General features: G+C 71.3%; 24 protein-coding genes. 11 read left to right on the top strand and 13 right to left on the bottom strand.

Annotated features, from left to right (window positions below):
- Window positions 1–27: 27 nt before the first annotated feature.
- A complete protein-coding gene (locus AAHG03_RS18025) occupies window positions 28–180 on the bottom strand; it encodes a DUF3096 domain-containing protein (protein WP_342152145.1) in 153 nt (50 codons plus the stop codon).
- A gap of 113 nt (window positions 181–293) precedes the next feature.
- Entirely contained in the window at window positions 294–950 is a 657-nt protein-coding gene (locus AAHG03_RS18020; RefSeq protein WP_342152143.1) for a L,D-transpeptidase, read from the bottom strand.
- 178 nt (window positions 951–1,128) lie between these two features.
- On the opposite strand from AAHG03_RS18020, the gene AAHG03_RS18015 reads away from it, so the two are divergent.
- On the top strand, window positions 1,129–1,572 hold the full coding sequence (locus tag AAHG03_RS18015; protein ID WP_342152141.1) for a VOC family protein: 444 nt from the start codon (window positions 1,129–1,131) through the stop codon (window positions 1,570–1,572).
- Between the two features lie 30 nt (window positions 1,573–1,602).
- Here AAHG03_RS18015 and AAHG03_RS18010 read toward each other — a convergent pair whose 3' ends face one another.
- Together AAHG03_RS18010 and AAHG03_RS18005 are read right to left on the bottom strand one after the other, a co-directional pair.
- On the bottom strand, window positions 1,603–2,049 hold the full coding sequence (locus AAHG03_RS18010; RefSeq protein WP_342152140.1) for a Crp/Fnr family transcriptional regulator: 447 nt from the start codon (window positions 2,047–2,049) through the stop codon (window positions 1,603–1,605).
- An 82-nt stretch (window positions 2,050–2,131) separates the two neighbouring features.
- Window positions 2,132–2,341, bottom strand: coding sequence for a hypothetical protein (locus AAHG03_RS18005; protein ID WP_342152139.1), 210 nt, complete (start codon window positions 2,339–2,341; stop codon window positions 2,132–2,134).
- Between the two features lie 192 nt (window positions 2,342–2,533).
- Here AAHG03_RS18005 and AAHG03_RS18000 point away from each other — a divergent pair, with 192 nt between their 5' ends.
- The gene (locus AAHG03_RS18000; RefSeq protein ID WP_091950803.1) at window positions 2,534–2,722 is read left to right on the top strand and encodes a con-10 family general stress protein; all 189 of its coding nucleotides are present in this window, start codon (window positions 2,534–2,536) and stop codon (window positions 2,720–2,722) included.
- A gap of 64 nt (window positions 2,723–2,786) precedes the next feature.
- Here the strand turns inward: AAHG03_RS18000 and AAHG03_RS17995 are convergent, their stop codons facing one another.
- Entirely contained in the window at window positions 2,787–3,299 is a 513-nt protein-coding gene (locus tag AAHG03_RS17995; RefSeq protein ID WP_342152138.1) for a MarR family winged helix-turn-helix transcriptional regulator, read from the bottom strand.
- Window positions 3,300–3,403: 104 nt separating this feature from the next.
- On the opposite strand from AAHG03_RS17995, the gene AAHG03_RS17990 reads away from it, so the two are divergent.
- Window positions 3,404–4,183 carry a DUF1499 domain-containing protein gene (locus AAHG03_RS17990; protein WP_342152137.1) on the top strand — a complete coding sequence of 260 codons (780 nt, stop codon included), beginning with the start codon at window positions 3,404–3,406 and terminating at the stop codon, window positions 4,181–4,183.
- A gap of 205 nt (window positions 4,184–4,388) precedes the next feature.
- Here AAHG03_RS17990 and AAHG03_RS17985 read toward each other — a convergent pair whose 3' ends face one another.
- The 3 genes from AAHG03_RS17985 to AAHG03_RS17975 form a co-directional block, all read right to left on the bottom strand.
- Entirely contained in the window at window positions 4,389–5,249 is an 861-nt protein-coding gene (locus AAHG03_RS17985) for an MBL fold metallo-hydrolase (protein WP_412759770.1), read from the bottom strand.
- 159 nt (window positions 5,250–5,408) lie between these two features.
- On the bottom strand, window positions 5,409–6,416 hold the full coding sequence (locus AAHG03_RS17980) for a DUF2865 domain-containing protein (protein WP_342152133.1): 1,008 nt from the start codon (window positions 6,414–6,416) through the stop codon (window positions 5,409–5,411).
- 344 nt (window positions 6,417–6,760) lie between these two features.
- Complete coding sequence (locus AAHG03_RS17975; protein WP_342152132.1) at window positions 6,761–6,904, bottom strand: hypothetical protein; 144 nt, start codon at window positions 6,902–6,904, stop codon at window positions 6,761–6,763.
- A 245-nt stretch (window positions 6,905–7,149) separates the two neighbouring features.
- On the opposite strand from AAHG03_RS17975, the gene AAHG03_RS17970 reads away from it, so the two are divergent.
- On the top strand, window positions 7,150–7,326 hold the full coding sequence (locus tag AAHG03_RS17970) for a DUF1328 domain-containing protein (protein WP_003599466.1): 177 nt from the start codon (window positions 7,150–7,152) through the stop codon (window positions 7,324–7,326).
- Window positions 7,327–7,533: 207 nt separating this feature from the next.
- Here the strand turns inward: AAHG03_RS17970 and AAHG03_RS17965 are convergent, their stop codons facing one another.
- On the bottom strand, window positions 7,534–7,971 hold the full coding sequence (locus tag AAHG03_RS17965; RefSeq protein ID WP_342152131.1) for a DUF3429 domain-containing protein: 438 nt from the start codon (window positions 7,969–7,971) through the stop codon (window positions 7,534–7,536).
- Window positions 7,972–8,224: 253 nt separating this feature from the next.
- Between AAHG03_RS17965 and AAHG03_RS17960 the strand changes: the two genes are divergently transcribed.
- The 3 genes from AAHG03_RS17960 to AAHG03_RS17950 all read left to right on the top strand — a co-directional run bounded on the left by AAHG03_RS17960 (window position 8,225) and on the right by AAHG03_RS17950 (window position 10,652).
- A complete protein-coding gene (locus AAHG03_RS17960) occupies window positions 8,225–9,547 on the top strand; it encodes a chloride channel protein (protein ID WP_342152130.1) in 1,323 nt (440 codons plus the stop codon).
- 70 nt (window positions 9,548–9,617) lie between these two features.
- Window positions 9,618–9,797 (top strand): DUF1328 domain-containing protein, encoded by a 180-nt coding sequence (locus AAHG03_RS17955; RefSeq protein WP_056246931.1) that lies wholly within the window; start codon window positions 9,618–9,620, stop codon window positions 9,795–9,797.
- Window positions 9,798–9,812: 15 nt separating this feature from the next.
- Window positions 9,813–10,652 (top strand): SDR family oxidoreductase, encoded by an 840-nt coding sequence (locus AAHG03_RS17950; protein ID WP_412759769.1) that lies wholly within the window; start codon window positions 9,813–9,815, stop codon window positions 10,650–10,652.
- Window positions 10,653–10,929: 277 nt separating this feature from the next.
- Here the strand turns inward: AAHG03_RS17950 and thiL are convergent, their stop codons facing one another.
- The 3 genes from thiL to ribH are packed head-to-tail and all read right to left on the bottom strand — an operon-like array spanning window position 10,930 to window position 12,953.
- Entirely contained in the window at window positions 10,930–11,907 is a 978-nt protein-coding gene (thiL, locus tag AAHG03_RS17945; RefSeq protein WP_342152127.1) for a thiamine-phosphate kinase, read from the bottom strand.
- Window positions 11,908–11,913: 6 nt separating this feature from the next.
- The gene (gene nusB / locus AAHG03_RS17940; RefSeq protein ID WP_342152125.1) at window positions 11,914–12,447 is read right to left on the bottom strand and encodes a transcription antitermination factor NusB; all 534 of its coding nucleotides are present in this window, start codon (window positions 12,445–12,447) and stop codon (window positions 11,914–11,916) included.
- A complete protein-coding gene (ribH, locus tag AAHG03_RS17935) occupies window positions 12,444–12,953 on the bottom strand; it encodes a 6,7-dimethyl-8-ribityllumazine synthase (RefSeq protein ID WP_342152123.1) in 510 nt (169 codons plus the stop codon). Before ribH ends, nusB begins: the two co-directional genes overlap by 4 nt.
- A 163-nt stretch (window positions 12,954–13,116) precedes the next feature.
- Between ribH and AAHG03_RS17930 the strand changes: the two genes are divergently transcribed.
- The 3 genes from AAHG03_RS17930 to AAHG03_RS17920 all read left to right on the top strand — a co-directional run bounded on the left by AAHG03_RS17930 (window position 13,117) and on the right by AAHG03_RS17920 (window position 15,701).
- Complete coding sequence (locus AAHG03_RS17930; protein WP_342152122.1) at window positions 13,117–13,410, top strand: hypothetical protein; 294 nt, start codon at window positions 13,117–13,119, stop codon at window positions 13,408–13,410.
- A 363-nt stretch (window positions 13,411–13,773) separates the two neighbouring features.
- Window positions 13,774–15,288 (top strand): UbiA family prenyltransferase, encoded by a 1,515-nt coding sequence (locus tag AAHG03_RS17925; RefSeq protein WP_342152121.1) that lies wholly within the window; start codon window positions 13,774–13,776, stop codon window positions 15,286–15,288.
- Window positions 15,288–15,701 (top strand): GtrA family protein, encoded by a 414-nt coding sequence (locus AAHG03_RS17920; RefSeq protein WP_342152120.1) that lies wholly within the window; start codon window positions 15,288–15,290, stop codon window positions 15,699–15,701. Before AAHG03_RS17925 ends, AAHG03_RS17920 begins: the two co-directional genes overlap by 1 nt.
- Here the strand turns inward: AAHG03_RS17920 and AAHG03_RS17915 are convergent.
- Complete coding sequence (locus AAHG03_RS17915; protein WP_342152119.1) at window positions 15,689–16,918, bottom strand: hypothetical protein; 1,230 nt, start codon at window positions 16,916–16,918, stop codon at window positions 15,689–15,691. The two genes, AAHG03_RS17920 and AAHG03_RS17915, sit on opposite strands and share 13 nt — an antisense overlap.
- Before the next feature lie 203 nt (window positions 16,919–17,121).
- Between AAHG03_RS17915 and AAHG03_RS17910 the strand changes: the two genes are divergently transcribed.
- The gene (locus AAHG03_RS17910) at window positions 17,122–18,204 is read left to right on the top strand and encodes an acyl-CoA dehydrogenase family protein (protein WP_342152117.1); all 1,083 of its coding nucleotides are present in this window, start codon (window positions 17,122–17,124) and stop codon (window positions 18,202–18,204) included.
- Window positions 18,205–18,207: the final 3 nt, after the last annotated feature.

The raw sequence follows: 18,207 nt of genomic DNA, 5'->3' as shown, positions 1-18,207 counted from the left end.
CGGGTGCGAGGGCTCAGGTGATCGGGATCAGGTCAACGGGCGCAGCACGCCGAGCCCGATCAGGCCGACGGCGATCAGGTAGATCGCCACGATGTAGTTGAGCAGCCGCGGCGCGATCAGGATCAGCACGCCCGCGGCGATGGCGATGATCGGCTGGAGATGCGAGATCGTGATGGTCATGGGCACTTTCTCCTGATCGCGGCCGGTGACGTCTCCGGTCCGGCCGCATCAAGCCGGCGTCTCCATGAACCGGAGATGGCGCCGCGTCTTTCGCCGAAGCGACATCCGATGCGTCAGACGCGGTACCGGCCGCCGCGCTTCACCAGCACCCGCGTGCCCACCGGCACCCGCTCGTAGAGATCGACGATGTCCTCGTTGAGCATGCGCACGCAGCCCGAGGACATCTGTTCGCCGATGCTCCACGGCTCGTTGGTGCCGTGGATGCGAAACAGCGTGTCGCGGTTGCCCTGGTAGAGGTAGAGCGCACGGGCTCCGAGCGGATTGTCGACGCCGCCCTTGCGCGAGCGGTCGATCTCCGGGTGAAGCGAGACCATCGTCGTGGTCGGCGTCCAATCGGGCCAGACGCCCTTGCGCGCGATGCGGGCCTCGCCCTTCCACGAGAAGCCGAGCTTGCCCACGCCGACGCCGTACTGGATCGCCCGGCCGCCCTCCTGCACCAGGGCGAGCTGGCGCTTGTCGATATCGACCACGATGGTGCCCGGCGCCTCGGGGCCGGCATAGGCGACCTCCTGGCGGCGGTACTTCGGATCGAGCCGGGCGGTGTCGACCAGCGGCACGTCATAGGGCTTGTCGGGCTTCATGCCGATGTACCACGCCGATTCGTCGTCGAGCGCGGCCGTCCGGCCGGGGCCGGAGGATTTGCAGGCTGCGAGCGGCACGAGGCAGAGCGCGACGAGAAGGGTCCGGGTGGCGGTCGAAGGGGCAATCATGGCCACTCCGTTGCGGGCGTCGCGGGACGGGGGTCGAGGATGCGTCATGCCCCATGACTAGCCGCAGCGGAGCCGATCGGGTGTGGCCGGAGGGCCGCATCGGGCCAGGAACGACGCCTCGCCGGGGCGCGGCCTCGCGTTATCTTGAGGGGACAGCGCCGCCCGAGGCCCGAGAGCCATGCCCGAGACCGAGACCCTGACCGTCGAGGACAACCCCCTCGACACCGTGGTGCTGGCGCCCGCGATCCATCTCGACCATTGCGTGATCCACGTCTCCGACTGGGACCGCGCGACCGCCTTCTACCGCGACGTGCTCGGCGCGGAGGTGATCCCGGTGGGACGTGGCGTGGCCTTCCGCTTCGGCGGGGTGCAGCTCAACGTCCACGGCCCCGGCCAGATCGGCGAGCCGCGCGCGGCCAAACCCGTGATGCCCGGCGGCAGCGACCTGTGCTTCCGCTGGTCGGGCTCGATCGAGGATGCGGTGGCGCATCTTGCCGCGCATGGGGTGCCGGTCGAACTCGGGCCGGTCGAGCGCTACGGCGCGGCGGGGGCGGGGATCAGCGTCTATTTCCGTGATCCGGACGGGTCGCTGATGGAGTTCATCACCTACCCGACCGAATGACGGCGTGGCAGTCGCGGGCAACCGGAATCGTCAGGCGCCGCCGCGCTCTGCCAGCCGCTGGTTGGTCTGCTCCAGCCGCAGCGCCAGGTCGCGCATCACCGCGATGCCGATCTGCGGGAACTGAGCCAGGAGTTCGAGGAAGACGTCGCGGTCGATCCTCAGCGCCGTGGTCGCGCCCTCGGCGGTGACGGTGGCCGAGCGGGGCTGGTCGGCCAGGATGCCCATTTCGCCCACCAGCGCGTTGGCGCCGAGCAGCGCGAGGCGCACGGGCCCGTGCGGGCCATCGATCGAGACCGCGGCGCCGCCCTCCAGGATGAGGTAGGCGGCATCCGCCGCCTCGCCGCGGGCGAAGAGGAGCTGTCCTGCCTCGAAATGCACCCGCTCGCTGGTGAAGGCGAGGAGCTTGAGGCGCGCGGGCTCGACCTCGCGGAACAGCGGCACCTGCCGCAGCGACGTCACCTCGTTGTCGAGGGTCATGACCGACTCCGATCCGCCGCCCTCATCGGCGGCGCGGGAAAGGGCGGCGCCTAGACTCGCCGGCCGCCCCTGTCAAAGACGCTCACGGATCGCGGCCGGCCGCCAGCCCGATCTCGCCGGGTTTCGGCGCCTCGCGCTTGAGGCTGGCATTCGGCTGGGGCGAGTCGATCGGCTCTTCCCGCACCGTCGGCGTGCGGCTGTCCTCGGGCGCCGGCATCGGCGGCAGCGGGGTGGCGTTGGCCGCCTGGGGCTTGGCCGCGGCGTCAGGCTTTACCATATGGCGATTGGTCATTTCCGGTATCCTCCGGAGTGGCGGGGCCTGTGCAAGACCTGTTCACAAGTCCGCGTAAATCCTTGTCTCGGCTCTCGTAACGTCTGGACTGGACAGGGGTTTCGCACCCGACCGTGATCGATACGGCCAAGGAACCATCGATTGCGCTGAAGGTTGATGAACGTGTGAAAAATCGAGCCTGAGGAGGCGTCAATGGCTACTGGAAACTCGACCTCGAAGCGAGGTTTCGCATCCATGAACATCGAGCGTCAGCGCGAGATCGCCAGCAAGGGCGGCCGTTCGGTCCCGGCGGAGAAGCGCTCGTTCTCGCAGGATCGTGAGCTAGCCTCGTCGGCCGGTCGCAAGGGCGGTCAGTCCACCGGCCGTACCGGCGAAGCGTAATCCCGGTCGAGGGCGCACCGCGCGACGCGCGTCGTGCCGCCCTGGCCGATAACGAATAACGATCTCAAACTTTCCCGACAGGCGCCCCCGGCGTCTGTTTTTGTTTGTCCGGCGCCTCGGCATCCGCCCGCGCCAGCGCCCGCCATTTCAGCACGAGGGCCTCGAAGGTTTCGAGTTCGCCGGTTTCCAATTGTCCGAGGGTGCGGGCGACGTAGGCCGCCTGCGCGCCGATGCCGCGGGCGGCGAGGTCCGCGCCCGCCGCGGTGAGATGGAGTGCGTGCGAGCGCCGGTCGCCCGGAATCGGGCGCCGCTCGACGAGACCGGCTTCCACGAGGCGGTCGATCAGCCCCGAGACGTTGCCCTTGGTCACGTAGAGCCGCCCGGCCAGTTCCTGCTGGGTCAGGCCCTCGCGCTCCGACAGCGTCGAGAGCACGTCGAATTGCGGGATCGACAGGCCGGTGCCGCGCAATTCCGCCGCCACCGCGGCCGTGACGCGCCGGCTCAGCCGGATGAAGCGGAACCAGACGCGCAGCGGATCGGGCTCGGCGCTCGTCTCGGGGTGGGGGGGCTGCGACATGCTGCTCAGGCATATAGCAGAGCCGTGAACCGCTAGCAGCCGAGTGGCGCCCTTCGCCCCCAGGCGATACAGTCTCGCTCCGATTTCGACATCCCGCCAGGGCGATGCGCCGTCAGATCCTCGACGAACCGGTGACGCGCGCGGGCCGCTACGCCCGCACGCTCGCGATCTTCTCCGTCCTCGTCACGGGAATCGCGGTGCTGCTCGTGCGCAGCCCATCCGCCGAGGCGATGCCGGCCATGGCCGTGCTCGGCAGCGGCGTCGCCCTGTCGCTGGTGGCGATCCTGTTCGCCCTGTTCGCCTTCGTGCGGGTCTGGCGCGAGGGCGCGGGCGGGCTCGGCGCCGCGGTCGGCGGACTTTTGCTGGCGAGCCTCGTGCTGGCCTATCCGGCCTACGCGGCGCTGAAAGGTGTAAGGCTGCCCGCCCTCACCGACGTCTCGACCGACACCGAGCGCCCGCCCGCGTTCTCCCGCTCGCGCCTCGCCTTCGCGGCCCGCGAGGGCCGCTATCCGCCCGATCCCGGCCCGAAGGCGCGGGAGTTGCAGCGGGCGGCCTATCCGCAGATCGCGCCGCTGACCCTCGATGTGGAGGCGGACGAGGCGTTCGAACTCGCCCGCAAGGCGGCGGTGAACCGCAAATGGCAGATCGTCGAGGCGATCCGCCCCGGCGGGCGCATGGGCAACGGCCGGATCGAGGCGGTCGCCCGCTCGCGCCTACTCAACCTTCCCGCCGACATCACCGTGCGGGTCCATCCCCGCGCCGACGGCGCCCGCATCGACGTGCGCTCGGCCTCGCGGATCGGGACGCGCGATCTCGGCGACAACGCGGATCGGATCCGGTCTTATCTGGATGAAGTGGCGAACCTCGCGATCGCGCTGAAGTAGCTGGCTTCGCCCACCCCCCTCATCCTGAGGCGCGCTATTTTCACCGCCGTCATTCCGGGGCCGCGAAGCGGAACCCGGAATCCACGACTGGCCGCGACGCTGTGTGAAGCCGCGCATCACGGGTGGATTCCGGGTTCGCTTCGCGCCCCGGAATGACGGTGGCAGGGATGGCGCGCCTCACGAGGATGAAGGGGGGGCGGGAGGCTCACGCCGGCCGGAAGCGCCCGCTCAAGAGCGGCGGCCCGTCGGTCGTGACGAGCCCGCGCTCCACCAAATCCTCCAGATGGGCGAAGACCGAGAGCGCCGCCGCACCCAACAGCTTCGCGCTCAGGCCCTGATAGACCGCCCCGACGATGGCGCGGATGTCCTCGTCGCCGGCCGCCAGCCGCGCCCGGATCGCCGCCTCGCGCTGGCGGCGGTGGGCGGCGAGCCCGCGGACGAAGCGGCGCGGATCGCGCACCGGGCCGCCGTGGCCCGGCCAGTACAGCGTTTCCTCGCGCTCGCGCAGGCGGTCGAGGGAGGCCATGTAGGCGCGCATCGATCCGTCCGGCGGGGCGACGATGGAGGTGGACCACGCCATCACGTGGTCGCCCGAAAACAGGGTGTTCTCCTGCGGCAGGGCGAAGGCGAGGTGGTTCATGGTGTGGCCCGGCGTCGCCAAAGCCGTGAGCGTCCAGCCCTCGCCCTCGAGGCTCTCGCCGTCGGTCAGTTCGCGGTCGGGCCGGTGCTCGCGGTCGGCGCTGGCGTCGAGCGCCGGCAGCTCGTTCTCGGCCAACTCGCGGGCAGCGCGATGCGGGCCGCAGCCGACGATGGGGGCGCCGGTGAGCGCCTGGAGCAGCCGCGCGCCGGGCGAGTGGTCGCGGTGGGTGTGGGTGACGACGATGGCCTCGACCCGCTCGTCGCCGAGATCGGCCAGCAGCGCCTCGACATGGCCGGCATCCGCGGGGCCCGGATCGATCACCGCGACGCGGCCCCGGCCGACCACGTAGCTGCAGGTGCCGCTCGCGGTGAACGGGCCGCCGTTGGGGCAGATGCGGCGGCGCACCAGCGGGCTCACCCGCTCCATCCGCCCGGCGGGCGGAAGCGCGGCGTCCAGGCCGGCGGCGGGGGCGGACGCCTCCGGCGCCTCGTCGTGGGGTCGGCTCATGCGCGGGGCTTAAACGTCGGCGAGGATGGCGAGAAGGCTCGCCTACGACAGCCGGCGCGGTTCGCCAAATCGGGCCGATCAGCGCTCGAACGGCGAGGGCACCACGACCCGCACCGGGGCGAAGCCGGCGCCCGCCGCCTGGACCGTCGCGAAGCCGCTGCCGCCCTCGGCATCGTCCATGCGCAGGCGCGCGACCTGGACCTCGGCGGTGCGGATGCGCTGCGCGCGGTTCTCCGCGAGCCGCAGCACGCGCCGGAAGGCCGCCGCGTCCGCGTCGCGACGGATCGCGCCGACGCGAAGCTCGATGATGCGGCGGCTGCCCTCGCCGATGCGCGCCTCGCGGTAATCGGTGAGGACCGGGCCGTCGCGGGTGAGTGCGGTGACCACGTCGGCGCTGTCTTCGGTCGCGAAAATGTCGCCTTTCCGCACGGTGCGGTCGTCGGCGGCCGTGGGGAGCGGGCCGGTCTCGCCCGGCGGGCGGCAGGCGCATTGGGCGACGCGGGTGCGCTTGTAGAGGTTGGCCCAAGGTGCCGAGAGATAGGGCTGGCCGGCCAGACTCACGGCCTTCTCGTATTCGCTCTCGCCCGAGGCCAGGGTGAAAAGGTCGGTGCGGACGCCGGGGCAGGCGGCGGCGCAGGCCGCCTGATGCACCGGCAGGTCGGCCTCGTTCTTCAGCCGCCCGACCGGGAAGGCGAAGCCGTCGCACAGGCGCACGCAGACGGTCTGGGTGCCCTTGAGCGCGCCGGGGCCGGCGGTCGCCTCAGCCACCGCGGGCCGCACCGGGCGAGCGCGCAGGCGCGGCGTCTGCTGCGTCAGGCGGCGCGCCGGCTCGATCTTGCGGGAATCGGGCAGGGCGGAGTAGCGCCGCGGCGCCTTGCGCGGAATCTCGACCGGCGCCGCCGCCGTCTCGGCGGGCTTCGGGGCGCCGAACAACGCGTCGATCATGTCGGCGAAGAGACCGCGCTCGGACGCGCTCACCACGGTGGCCCCGGTGGTGCCGGCAAACCCCAGCGCGATCCCGACCAGCGCCGTCGCCCAGACGCGGCGCCGCCGGGTCTGCGGGCGCGGCGGGACGGGGGCCCGCATCCACGCTCCGGGCACACGCTTGCCGAAGGCCATCCTGATCCGTCTCCCGGGACGCGCCCGGCTCGTTCCGGTTGCGCGCTTGAGGGCAGCTAGGACGGCGCGGGGGAGGGGGGCAATTGCGGCAAACCACCGAACTTTGCCGGGTCGGACGCCACGGGGCGACCGGTAAGAGCCGTTCGCGCACAAGGCCTTGGCGGCGCGCGGAAAACGGATTCGTTGTTCGATTCGCGCCCGGTAAGGCTAACGCGGCTGGGGTGTGGACGGCACAGCCGGAACGCGAAAGCGCCGCCCGGAGGGGGGCGGCGCTTTCGAAACTCGTGCGGATCGTCGTCGGGTCGGCGCGCTCAGCGGCGCCGGCCGGACTTCACGCGGACGGGGATCGGCTGGAGTACGGGTTGGGGCGCGAGGGCGGAGAGCCGCTCGATGGCGGCGTGCACGGCTTTCGCGACAGCTTTCTTGAGAGATCCCGGCTTGGTCTGTGCAGGCACGCCGAACGCCTCCTTCGAGAATTCCCGGGGCCCGAGAGTGGCTCGAACCGTTGGGACATATTTGGTCACGAACGGCCCGTTGTGCCACCCGGTTCCGCCCGGCATTCCGCCGCAGGGCCGTGAAGAATTCGTGTGGAAGATGGCGGAACCGTGGCACCGAAAAGGAACTGAACGCGAAACCTTGACGTTATTCGGGTCAAGAGGCTGCGGCACAGGCCGCGCCAGTCTTCGAAAGGAACGCCAAGATGCTCGGTTGGGCCGTTACATTCCTCGTGGTCGCCCTGGTCGCCGCCCTGCTGGGCTTCGGTGGCATTGCCGGCACGGCCATGGAAGCCGCGAAGCTCGTGTTCTTCGTCGCGATCGTTCTGTTCGCCATCTCGGCCGTCATCGGCCTGATGCGCGGCCGCTCGCCGACCTTGTGACGACGCTCTAGGCGCCGCCGCGCTCGTTCGAGCGCGGCGCGACTGCGAGCGAACGCCTTCGGCGGCCCTGATCGGGTGCGGCCGGAGGCTTTTTTGTTGGAAAAGACTATACAATCGACCTGGATACGAAATCCAGGTCGATTGTCTAAGTTGCTGTGCCGCATCGGCTTTTTCCGAGAGCCGGTTCCCACCCTTCGGGCCGATGCTCTATGCCGCCACCAGCAGCGACAGCCCAGCGACGGCCGAGAGCGCCAGCCGCAGGCGGCTCATCCAGTTCGGCACCATGCCGCGTCGCGCGAGATCCTGATCGACGAGGCCCCACACCAGCACCAGCGCGCCGAGCATGCGAAGATCCCACGGGGCGGGGGCGGCGAGCGCGGCCCAGGCCAGCAGCGACGGGACGATGGCGAGCACGTAGTCGGGCCAGCCCGCGCCGCGGGCGGCGGCGACGCCCCAGCGGATGCCGCCGAGGAACGAGGCGATGACCGCGCCGTAGGCCGACAGGATCGTGCGCGGCGACAGGCCGATGGTGCCGAGCCCGCCATCGGACCCGCTCACCGAGAGCGCCGCGAACCCGACGAACGGGATCAGCCCGGCGATGCCGAGCAGGACGGCGCTCGTCGGAACCGTGGTCAGCCGCGCCATGCCGTCTCCCGGTTGCTGCCCGTCCGCGACGTCACCGCCCGGAAGGTCGGATTTCATCGGAAGCGCTGGGGCCTACACGCGCAGATCCACGAGCTTCCCGCAACCGGGACCATTTGCTGCACCGCAAGCGATCATCGAGTGTATCTCGCCGGTGCCGCCCTTGCGCATCGTCTGTGGACAAGGGCCGTGCGGGCGCCGGCCCGGCAGGGTACCTGCACGCCACGAGGTCACGTCCGCCCTTAGACCGGATTCCATGCCGCTGCGTCCCCCCGCCCTGCGATCCGCGCTTTACCGGATGCGCCGCCCCTCCCTCGACGCCTGGACGGTCTGGCGGAGGCGCGCCCTGTTCCTGGCCGGCGGCGTCTGCGTGGGCTTGGCCGCGGTGCTGATGGCCTGGGCCGCCGACGCCGCGCAGGCGGCGTTCCGCTCCGCGCTCGGCCTCTCGCCCTGGCTGGCGCTGCTGCTCTGCCCGGCCGGCTTCGCGCTCGCCGCGTGGCTCGCCCGGACGGTGTTTCCGAACTCGCAAGGCTCTGGCATCCCGCAGGTGATCGCCGCCCGCGCCATCGACGAGCCGGCGGCGCGCCACGCGCTGGTGTCGCTGCGGGTCGCGGGCGGCAAGGTCGTCGTCATGGTGCTGGGCCTGCTCTGCGGCGCCTCGATCGGCCGCGAGGGGCCGACGGTGCAGGTGGGGGCCGCGATCATGGCGGCCTTCGGCCGTCTCAGCCCCGAGCATGTCCGCGGCCTGCTGCTCGCGGGCGGGGCCGCCGGGGTCTCGGCGGCGTTCAACACGCCGCTCGCCGGCATCGTCTTCGCCATTGAGGAGCTGGGCCGGGCTTACGACAGCCGCGGCACCGGGCTCGTCGTCGCCACCATCGTCGCGGCAGGCCTGACCTCCCTCGCGATCCTGGGCGACTACACCTATTTCGGCACCACCGACGCCAAGCTCTCGCTGGCCGCGGGTTGGCTCGCGGTGCCGCTCGTCGGCGTGGCCGGGGGCCTGCTCGGCGGGCTGTTCAGCCGCGCCGTCATCGCGGTCGCCCGCGGGCTGCCGGGCCGGGCGGGTTCTTGGATCGCCCGTTACCCCATCGCCTTCGCGACCCTGTGCGGGCTCGGGCTGGCTCTGTGCGGGCTCGCCTCGGGCGGGGCGGTCTACGGCACCGGCTACGAGGAGGCGCGGGCGATCCTGCACGGCGAGAGCGTGGCCCGCCTCGACTTCGCCCCGCTCAAGTTCCTGGCGACGCTGCTCTCTTCGATCAGCGGCATCCCCGGCGGCCTGTTCGCGCCCTCGCTCGCGGTGGGCGCCGGGCTCGGGGCGGAGGCGAGCCTGCTGCTGCCGCAGGTGCCCATCGGCGCCCTCGTTCTGATCGGCATGGTCGCCTACCTCACCGGCGTGCTCCAGGCCCCGATCACCGCCTTCGTCATCGTCACCGAGATGACCCAGGACCACGCCATGATGATCCCGCTGATGCTCGCCGCCCTCATCGCCGACGCGGTGTCGAAGCTGGTCTGCAGCAGTGGGCTCTACCACGCGCTGGCCGAGCTGCTGGTGCTGAAGGCCGCCGAACCGGGGCGATAATCGCGACCGGGCGGAACGTCGCGGGCCCGAGGGCGATTATCGCGACGCTTATGCTTCGGAGTCTCGCGTCATGACCCTTCTGAAATGGGCCGCCATCGCCTTCGTGATCTCGCTGGTCGCGGGCGCGCTCGGCTTCACCGGCATCGCGTCCGGCGCCAGCTCCATCGCCCGCATCCTGTTCGGCCTGTTCCTCGTGCTCGCGATCGTCATCGTGGTCATCGCGCTGGCCGTCGGCAAGATGGTGTTCTGACCGGTGAGCGCCGACCTGCGCGGGCGCAATGCCCTCGTCACCGGCGCCACCTCCGGGATCGGCGCCGAGACGGCCCTCGGCCTCGCCCGCCTCGGCGCGCGGGTCGGGGTCGTCGGGCGCGATCCCGCGCGCGTCGCGGCGACGCTCGCGCGCATCCGCAGCGAGACCGGCGCGGAGGCCGACAGCTTCGTCGCCGACCTCTCCGAGCAGGCGGGGGTGCGCCGGCTCGCGGCGGAGGCCGGCGAGCGTTATCCGGCGCTCGACATCCTCGTGAACAACGCCGGCGCGATCTTCTCTGAGCGCCAAGTCACGGCGGACGGGTTCGAGCGCACCTGGGCGCTCGACCATCTCGCCTACGTGCTGCTGACCCACGAGCTGATGCCGCGGCTCGCAGCCGCGCCCTCCGCCCGCATCGTCAACGTGGCGTCGGCCGCCCACACCCGCGGGCGCATCGATTTCGACGACCTCGACGGCGCCCGGCGCTTCTCCGCCATGGGATCGTATTCTCAGGCCAAGTTCGGCAACGTGCTGTTCACCTACGCCCTGGCGCGCCGCCTCGCCGGCACGCGGATGACCGCCAACGCGGTCCATCCCGGCGTGGTCGCGACGGGGTTCGCCGGCAACACCCACGGCCTGCTGAACGTGGCTTGGCGGCTGATCCGCCCGCTGCTGATCACGCCGGAGAAGGGGGCGCGGACCTCCCTCCACGTCGCGACCGCGCCGGAGGTGGCGGGGGTGAACGGCCGCTACTTTTCCCGCTGCCGCCCGGTGGCGTCGTCGCCGCTGAGCCGGGACGAGGCGTTGCAGGAGAAGGTGTGGGCGCTGAGCCGCAGGCAGGTTGGGATCGTGGACTGAAGCAGGCCTGCTTGGTCGCTTCGGCTTCAGTGGGTTCCCCCCTCTCCCCGCACGCGGGGAGAGGCCTGTAGGGACCTTGTCGTCCCTACAGGAAGCGGAGGCGAAGCCGCAGCGGCGGTGAGGGGGCATCGACGGAAGATTCTTCCTCGGAACCGCCCCCTCACCTTCGGCTGCCGCCTCGCTTCGGCGACGACAGGGTCGCCGAAGCCCTCCCCCCGCACAGCGGGGCGAGGGGATGCTCGGCTTACGCGTGATCACGAGAATGAGCGGTGCAGCCTCAGAAGTGGCTGAACGAGCCCGTTCCGAACACCATCGTCTCGCCGGCCGCATCGATCACAACCGGCGGCTTATCGCCCGCTTCCACGACTCCGATCTCGGTGACCGGCACCCCAACCCGCTCCGCTTCGGCGAAGAAACCCGGCAGCGCCTCCGGCGGCACGGCACAGAGAATCTCGTAATCGTCCCCCCCGGTCAGCGCTGTCGCGAAGCGGGCCGGATCGCGGGTGATCGCCGCGCGCGCAGCCGGCGACAGCGGCACCCGCGCGGCCTCGATCCGGGCGGTGAGGCCGGTTCCCGAAAACATCTTGGTCAGGTCGCCGACGAGGCCGTCCGACACGTCCATGGCGGCGCGGGCGTGGGCCAGCAGAACCGGCGCGAGGGCGAGGCGTGGGCGGGGATGGAGGTAGCGGTCGCGCAACGCGGCGTCGTGGGCGGGGTCGAGCCCCACATCCGGTGCGAGCCGGAGCGCGAGGCCGAGCGCCGCGTCGCCGATGGTGCCGCTGACGCAGAGACGGTCGCCGGCCCGCGCCGCCTGTCGCCGGACGATGGTGCCGGTCGGCACCTCGCCGAAGGCCGTGACGCCGATCAGCGCGCGTCCGCCGGAACGCACGGTGTCGCCGCCGAGCAGCGGGCAGCCGTGTTCGCGCGACGCCGCGCCCAGGCCGTCGGCGAAGGCCGCGAGCCAAGCTTCCGTCCAGTCGTCGGGCAGCGCCAGCGTCAGCAGGAAGCCGCGCGGCGTGGCGCCCTTGGCGGCGAGATCGGAGAGGTTGACACCGAGCGCCTTGATCGCGACCGAGCCCGGCGGGTCGTCGGGAAAGTAGTGGACGCCCGCCACCACCGCGTCCGCCGTCACCACGAGGTCGTGGCCGGGGGTTGGGGTGAGGCTCGCGGCGTCGTCGCGGAGATTATCGGCGCCGGGGCCGCTGAGCGGGGCGAAGTAGCGCGCGATCAGGGCTTCCTCGCCGGCGCGCGCCACGGGGTGTCAGGCCTTCTTCGGCGCGGCCGGGATGCCGAATTCGGTCGAGCGCGCCTCGCGGCCGACCCGGTCGAGCACGGCGTTGACCATGCCGGGCTCGTCGCCGGAATAGAAGCTGTGGGCGACGTCGACGTATTCGGAAATGGCGGCACGCGCCGGCACGTCGCGGCGGAACATCAGCTCGTAGGCGCCCGCCCGCAGGATCGCGCGCAGCACCACTTCGAGGCGTCGCAGCGGCCAGCCCTTGGAGAGCGCAGCGTCGAGCTTCGGATCAATGGCGCGCTGCTCCTCGACCGCCCCGCGCAGCACGTCGCGGAAGAAGGCTGTCTCGGCCGGCGGGTGGACGACGCCGTCGACCTCCTGGCCGATCCAGTACGCCTCGAACTCGGCGAGCGCCTCGATCACGCCCTTGTCCGAGATCTCCATCTCGTAGAGCGCCTGGACCACGGCCAGCCGCGCGCCCTTGCGCAGGCTCAGCGGGGCGGGCTTGGGCTTGGCGGCGGCGTCCGGCGCGGCCGGTGTCTCGGCGGGCTGAGTCATCGGGCGGATTCCAGGTTGGCGGCGCGCTTGATCGCGACGAGGCTCAAGGCCGCCTCCGCCGCGCCGCCGCCCTTGTTCATCTGCGAGACCCGGGCGCGCACCAGCGCCTGCTCCATGGTCTCGACGGTGAGGATGCCGTTGCCGAGCGGCAGGCGCTCGGACACGGAGAGGTCCATGAGCGCGCGGGCGCTCTCGCCCGCGACGATGTCGTAATGGCCGGTCTCGCCGCGGATGACGCAGCCGAGCGCCACCGCCGCGTCGTAGGGCTCGCCCCGCCGCTCGCCGGCCTTGAGCAGGATCGCCATCGCGGCCGGAATCTCGAGCGCGCCCGGCACGGTGAAGACGTGGGCCTCGGCGCCGACCGCTTCGATGGCGCTGCGGGCGCCGGCCAGCAGCTCGTCGGCGATGTCCTCGTAGTAGCGCGCCTCGATCACCAGCACGCGGGTGCCGGCAAGGCTCTCGAGGATGGTTTTCGGCGCGGCCGCGTCGCGGTTCTGGGCTACCATGGGCTCGGACGGGTCCGGGGATGGGGCGATGGGGAGGGCCGGAGGGTTAGCCCAGAAGCCTTCCGCTCCACAAGCGGCGCCGCGAGCCGTGCGGCGATGCGCGGGACGCCGGAGCGGCCATCGACGGTGTAGCCTGTCCGGGACACGAGGAACGGGAGCCGGCATGAGCGAGGGATTCGAGGCGGCTCTGGCCACGCTCCAGGCGGAACTGAGCGCGACGCAGCAGCTCGTGAAGATGCTGCTGGTGCAGCATTCCCTCGACCGCTCGCGGACGGAGCCGACCGGCGCCATCGACGAGCTGGGACGCGACTTTTCGCGGATCCTCGGCGAGCTGGCGCGGGGCACGAGCAACGCGGCCGAGCGGCAGCATTTTGCGATGGTGATCGAGGCGCTGGAGGCGCAGCTCGACAGTGCGCGACAGCTCGCAAGGTCGTTCGCGGTGCGTGGGGCCGAGTAGAGGCAGGATAGGGCATTCTCCTCCCCCTTGCGGGGAGGAGGTAGGAGGTGGGGGTGGTTCAGGATGGGGCGGGGCGGTGCCTTCTGCCCGACCCCCCACCCCTGACCCCTCCCCGCAAGGGGGAGGGGACCCGCGTTCCTGTCTTCGATCGCGGGGCTATGCGACCGCTCAAGGTTAACCGAAGACGAAATCGTAAAATTCGACGGAATTACACCGGCATCGTTCAAGTACGTCTCACGGAAACCGGGTATCCGCGCCGCCCACCCCCGCCGATTTAACCGCCGCGAAGTCCCGCCCGCCCGAACACTGACCCGAGACAGGGCGCTGTTGTGAGACCGGCGTCGAGAAAGACAGGCGGGCAGCATGGCGGTCGCGAGCGTTCGACGGGCGGAGAGGCCCGCTCCCATCACGGCCCCAGCGGCGCGGCCGGCGCCGCTGGTGATCGACCTCGACGGGACGTTCCTGCGCACCGACCTGCTGCTCGAAGGAGCGGTGTCGCTGCTTCGGCGCAACCTCCTGATGCTCTTCGCGATGCTGCTGTGGCTGCCCCGCGGAAGGGCCTATTTCAAGCGCAAGGTCGCCGAGCGGGCGGTGCTCGACATCGCGACCATGCCGGCCAACGCCGCGCTGATGGCGCATATCGAGGCCGAGCGGGCAGGGGGCCGCGAGATCGTGCTCGCCACCGCCGCCGACGAGCTGATGGCGCTCAAGGTGATACAGGCCTTTCCGGTGTTCGACCGGGTGGTGGCGAGCGACGGGGTGAAGAACCTCAAGGGCGCAGCCAAGGCAGCGCAGCTCGCCGCGCTGTATCCCAAGGGTTTCGACTATGCCGGCAACGCCGCCGCGGATCTGCCCGTCTGGGCGCGGGCCCAAAACGTCATCGTGGTCGAGGCGCCGGGCGGCGTTGCGCGGGCGGCCCGCGCGCTCGGCAAGCCGGTGCAGGAGTTTCCCGCTTCCTCACGGCTGCGCGCCCTGCTGAAGGGCCTGCGGCTGCACCAATGGGCCAAGAACGGCCTCGTCTTCCTGCCGCTCGTGCTCGGCGGGCAGGCCGGCAACCCGGCCGCCTGGGGGCTGGCCATGGCCGCCTTCCTCGCGCTCGGCCTCGTCGCCTCGGCGAGCTATCTGCTGAACGATCTCCTCGATCTGCCGCACGACCGCGCCCACTGGTCGAAGCGCGAGCGCCCCCTGGCGAGCGGACGGCTGCCGCTGTCGGCCGGTATCGCTGCCACGGTGCTCGGCCTCGCGGGCGGGCTCGCGGTGGCGTTCGCGGCGGGGCCGGCGGTGCTCGTCGGCGTGCTCGCCTATCTGGCGCTGACGCTGACCTACTCGGCCTGGCTCAAGCGGGTGCCGATGCTCGACGCGCTGACGCTCGGCAGCCTGTTCACGCTCCGCATCGCGGTGGGCGTCGCGGCCGTTGCGGTGGCGTGGTCGCCGTGGCTGCTGACCTTCTCGATGTTCCTGTTCACCTCGCTCTCCTTCGCCAAGCGCCACACCGAGTTGCGCGGCGCGGCCAAGCGCGGGCGCTCGGGCAAGCTGTCGGGGCGGGGCTACCAGAGCGCCGACGAGCCGGTGGTGCTGGCCTTCGGCATCGCGGCGGGGCTCGCCAGCGTCGTCATCTTCATCCTCTACCTCGCCAACGAGGCGTTCCGCCACGCCGTGCTGGCGGCGCCGCTGGCGCTGTGGGTGTTTCCGATGGTGCTGGTGCTGTTCATGGGCCGGGTCTGGCTGCTGGCGGGCCGCGACGAACTCCACGACGATCCCGTCGCCTTCGCGGTGAAGGACCGGCCGAGCCTCGCGCTGGCCGGCCTCGCCGGCCTCGCCTTCGGCATCGCGGCCTTCGGCCTGCCGCAGGGGTTTTTGGCCGGATGGGGGCTGTGATGAACGGCGAAGTCTTTCGCTTTCTGATCGCGGGCGGTTCGGCGGCGGCGATCAACTGGGGCGCCCGCATCTTGCTCTCGCTGGCGCTCCCGTTCGAGGCGGCTCTGATCGTCGCCTACGCCATCGGCATGGGGGCGGGCTTCTGGCTCTACCGCCGCTTCGTCTTCCGCGGCGCGGGCGCCGGCTCGGTGCGCGGCCAGCTTCCGGTCTTCCTAGCGGTCAACATGGTCGGAATGGGCGTGGTGCTCGCCGTGAGCGCGGGCCTCGTCGCCGCGCTCGGGGTGGTAATGCCGGGCCTTCCGCTCCCCGTCGCGGAAGCCCTGGGGCACGGCGTCGGCATCGCGGTCGGCGCGGTCGCCAACTATTTCGGCCACCGGCTGCTGACGTTTTCGGCTGCGCCTCAGACCCTGTAGATCGCCAGCACGACGAGCGTCGCGAGGTTGGCCGTTACGCCCCAGGTGACGAGGAGCGGCAGGGCCGCGAAGGCCGGCGGGCGGGGGCCGCGCGCCATCAGCACGATCAGGATCGGCAGCCAGTCGAGGGTGTAGCGCTGGGTCGCGATCTGCGCCGCGCCGTTCGAGTGGTAGAACAGGGTGATGCCCGCGATGATCGCGATCACCGCGGCGCCCGCCGCGAAGACCCGGTCGAGCCGCGCGTAGAAGGCCAGCAGCACCCACGGGCTCGCCACGAAGAGCGCGGTGCCGGCCATGTCGAAGCCGGTGAGCGTGGTGAGCCCGGGCCCGCCGAACTCGAAATGCAGCCCCTGCAGGAACAGGTAGAGGGTGTTGAACAGGAGGTAGTCGCGCGAGAACAGGCCGGTCTCGCGGATGCGGTGCCAGATGAAGCTCGTCTGGTCCGGGTTGTGGATGAAGCCGTAGCCGGTCTCGGTCGGGCTGCCGAAGCGGGCATAGTTGTAGGCGAAGTAGACCGCGAGCGCCGCCAGGACCGGGATGCCGGCGAGCAGCACCGGCCGCACCATCGTCTGCAGGGTCTCCCTCAGCGGTCGCTCCCGCGGCAGGCAGAGGAACAACAGGAACAGCGGATAAAAAATCGCCATCTGTCGGCACAGGAAGGCGAGGCCGACGAACAGTCCCGCGAGCGGCAGCGAGGCCCGGCAGATCGCCGCCCAGAGGCTTAAACTGACCATCAGGAAGCCGAGGACTTGCGCGAAGAACCACACGCCGTCGGCGCGCTGCGTCACCTGATAGAGCGGGCTGGCGAAGGCCAGCGCCGCCAGAAGCCACAGCGCATCCGCCCGCGCGACGCCGAGCGCCCGCAGGATCGCCCGCCACGCGTAGAGGCTCAGCGTGGTCAGCGCGAGGCCGAGGACAACGAAGCCCTTGAAGCCGGGGAAGCCGAAGAGCGCCACGAACGGCATCGCCACGATGGCCGGCAGCGGCGGGAAGATGACGTAGGTGCGGCCCTGGAACAGCGCGCAGTCGATCTCCGGGCAGCTCTCGATCCAGAGCCGCCCGTGCAGGAAGGCGTCGGCGAGCGCCCCGTGCGAGTTGAGCCCGGCATCCTTGAGGCCGGCGCGCAGCAGAAGCAGGGCCAGCAGACCTGCGCCCGCGAGAACCGTCACCCCGGCCAGCACCCGGTCGCGCCGGGCCTCGAATCCGTCACCCGTCATCGCCGCCGGCCGCCCCTCGCTCGCGAATCGCGGGCGGCAGCTTTCCCGAGGAAGGGTTAAGGCGGGATTCACCGTGCCGGCTCCGCAACGCGGAACGAAGTGGCGGAAAATCACACGGCTTCATTGAACAGGAGACCCGACCACGCGTTTCCTCGACCTGCGGACGGTCGCACCTGAGCCGGCCCGCCACGCGCGAGCCTTCCTTGTCCGCCCCCACATCGCTCCATCTCGTGCCGTCCCCCATCGACGCCGCGGGCGACGATGCCTTTCCCCTCGTTGCCATCGAGCGGCTGCGCCGGACCGGCCGGCTCTCGGCGCCGCTGCCGATAGAACTCGGCGGCGAGGGCCTGTGCGAACCGGAGAAGGTCGGCGAACTGCGCCGCCTCCTCACGGAAATCGGCCGCGACAGCCTGCCCGTGGGCCGGCTCTACGAGGGCCACGTCAACGCGCTGGTGCTCATGCTGCGCTACGCCGATGCCGAGACCCGCGCTGGCCTCGCCCGCGATGCCCTTGACGGGCACCTGTTCGGCGTGTGGAACACCGAGCCGAAGGGCAACGGCCTGACGCTCGACGCGGTCGGCCGGCTGCACGGGGCCAAGAGCTACGCCTCGGGCGCCGGCTTCGTCACGCGGCCCCTCGTCACCGCGCGGATGCCCGATGGGCGCAGCCGGATGCTGGTGATGCGCCTCAAGGCCGGCGAGCGGGCCGATCTCAGCGAGTGGCGCGTCCACGGCATGCGCTCGACCGCGACCGGCACGGTCGATTTCACCAGTCTGACGCTGGGCGACGGCGCCGTGGTCGGCGCGCCCGACGACTATTTCCGCCAGCCGTTCTTCTTCGCGGGCGCGTGGCGCTTCCTCGCGGTGCAGCTCGGCGGCATGGAGGCCGTGGTCGAGACGTTCCGCACCCACATGCGGGAGACTGGCCGCGGCGGCGATCCGCACCAACAGGCCCGGTTCGGGCGCAGCCTCATCGCGCTCGAATCCTGCCGTCTCCTCGTCGCGCAGGCCGCCGAGACCGCTGCCGCCGAGGCGCTGATACCGGAGCGGGTCATCGCGTGCGTCAACCTCGCCCGCGCCGCGGTCGATCAGGCCGGGCTCGACGTGCTGACGCTGGCCCAGCGCTCGGTCGGCCTCGCGGGCTTCCTCGAAGACCATCCGCTGGAAGCGCAGATGCGCGATCTCGCGACCTATCTGCGCCAGCCCGCCCCCGATTTCGCCCTCACCGGCATGGCCGCCCACGTGCTGGAGGCGGACACGCCCCTGCACGCGCTCTGGGGGGCTTGAGCC

The organism is Methylorubrum subtropicum, from assembly GCF_038442325.1.
Lineage (GTDB): Bacteria > Pseudomonadota > Alphaproteobacteria > Rhizobiales > Beijerinckiaceae > Methylobacterium > Methylobacterium subtropicum.
The sequence above is the reverse complement of the archived record's forward strand: the minus strand, read 5'-3'. Positions and strand labels throughout refer to the sequence as shown.

Bases quoted from the DNA above. Each gene is read 5' to 3' on its own strand.
- AAHG03_RS18025 (WP_342152145.1), bottom strand. From the start codon at position 180: ATGACCATCACGATCTCGCATCTCCAGCCGATCATCGCCATCGCCGCG.
- AAHG03_RS18020 (WP_342152143.1), bottom strand. From the start codon at position 950: ATGATTGCCCCTTCGACCGCCACCCGGACCCTTCTCGTCGCGCTCTGC.
- AAHG03_RS18015 (WP_342152141.1), top strand. From the start codon at position 1,129: ATGCCCGAGACCGAGACCCTGACCGTCGAGGACAACCCCCTCGACACC.
- AAHG03_RS18010 (WP_342152140.1), bottom strand. From the start codon at position 2,049: ATGACCCTCGACAACGAGGTGACGTCGCTGCGGCAGGTGCCGCTGTTC.
- AAHG03_RS18005 (WP_342152139.1), bottom strand. From the start codon at position 2,341: ATGACCAATCGCCATATGGTAAAGCCTGACGCCGCGGCCAAGCCCCAG.
- AAHG03_RS18000 (WP_091950803.1), top strand. From the start codon at position 2,534: ATGGCTACTGGAAACTCGACCTCGAAGCGAGGTTTCGCATCCATGAAC.
- AAHG03_RS17995 (WP_342152138.1), bottom strand. From the start codon at position 3,299: ATGTCGCAGCCCCCCCACCCCGAGACGAGCGCCGAGCCCGATCCGCTG.
- AAHG03_RS17990 (WP_342152137.1), top strand. From the start codon at position 3,404: ATGCGCCGTCAGATCCTCGACGAACCGGTGACGCGCGCGGGCCGCTAC.
- AAHG03_RS17985 (WP_412759770.1), bottom strand. From the start codon at position 5,249: ATGGAGCGGGTGAGCCCGCTGGTGCGCCGCCGCATCTGCCCCAACGGC.
- AAHG03_RS17980 (WP_342152133.1), bottom strand. From the start codon at position 6,416: ATGCGGGCCCCCGTCCCGCCGCGCCCGCAGACCCGGCGGCGCCGCGTC.
- AAHG03_RS17970 (WP_003599466.1), top strand. From the start codon at position 7,150: ATGCTCGGTTGGGCCGTTACATTCCTCGTGGTCGCCCTGGTCGCCGCC.
- AAHG03_RS17965 (WP_342152131.1), bottom strand. From the start codon at position 7,971: ATGGCGCGGCTGACCACGGTTCCGACGAGCGCCGTCCTGCTCGGCATC.
- AAHG03_RS17960 (WP_342152130.1), top strand. From the start codon at position 8,225: ATGCCGCTGCGTCCCCCCGCCCTGCGATCCGCGCTTTACCGGATGCGC.
- AAHG03_RS17955 (WP_056246931.1), top strand. From the start codon at position 9,618: ATGACCCTTCTGAAATGGGCCGCCATCGCCTTCGTGATCTCGCTGGTC.
- nusB (WP_342152125.1), bottom strand. From the start codon at position 12,447: ATGACTCAGCCCGCCGAGACACCGGCCGCGCCGGACGCCGCCGCCAAG.
- ribH (WP_342152123.1), bottom strand. From the start codon at position 12,953: ATGGTAGCCCAGAACCGCGACGCGGCCGCGCCGAAAACCATCCTCGAG.
- AAHG03_RS17930 (WP_342152122.1), top strand. From the start codon at position 13,117: ATGAGCGAGGGATTCGAGGCGGCTCTGGCCACGCTCCAGGCGGAACTG.
- AAHG03_RS17925 (WP_342152121.1), top strand. From the start codon at position 13,774: ATGGCGGTCGCGAGCGTTCGACGGGCGGAGAGGCCCGCTCCCATCACG.
- AAHG03_RS17920 (WP_342152120.1), top strand. From the start codon at position 15,288: ATGAACGGCGAAGTCTTTCGCTTTCTGATCGCGGGCGGTTCGGCGGCG.
- AAHG03_RS17915 (WP_342152119.1), bottom strand. From the start codon at position 16,918: ATGACGGGTGACGGATTCGAGGCCCGGCGCGACCGGGTGCTGGCCGGG.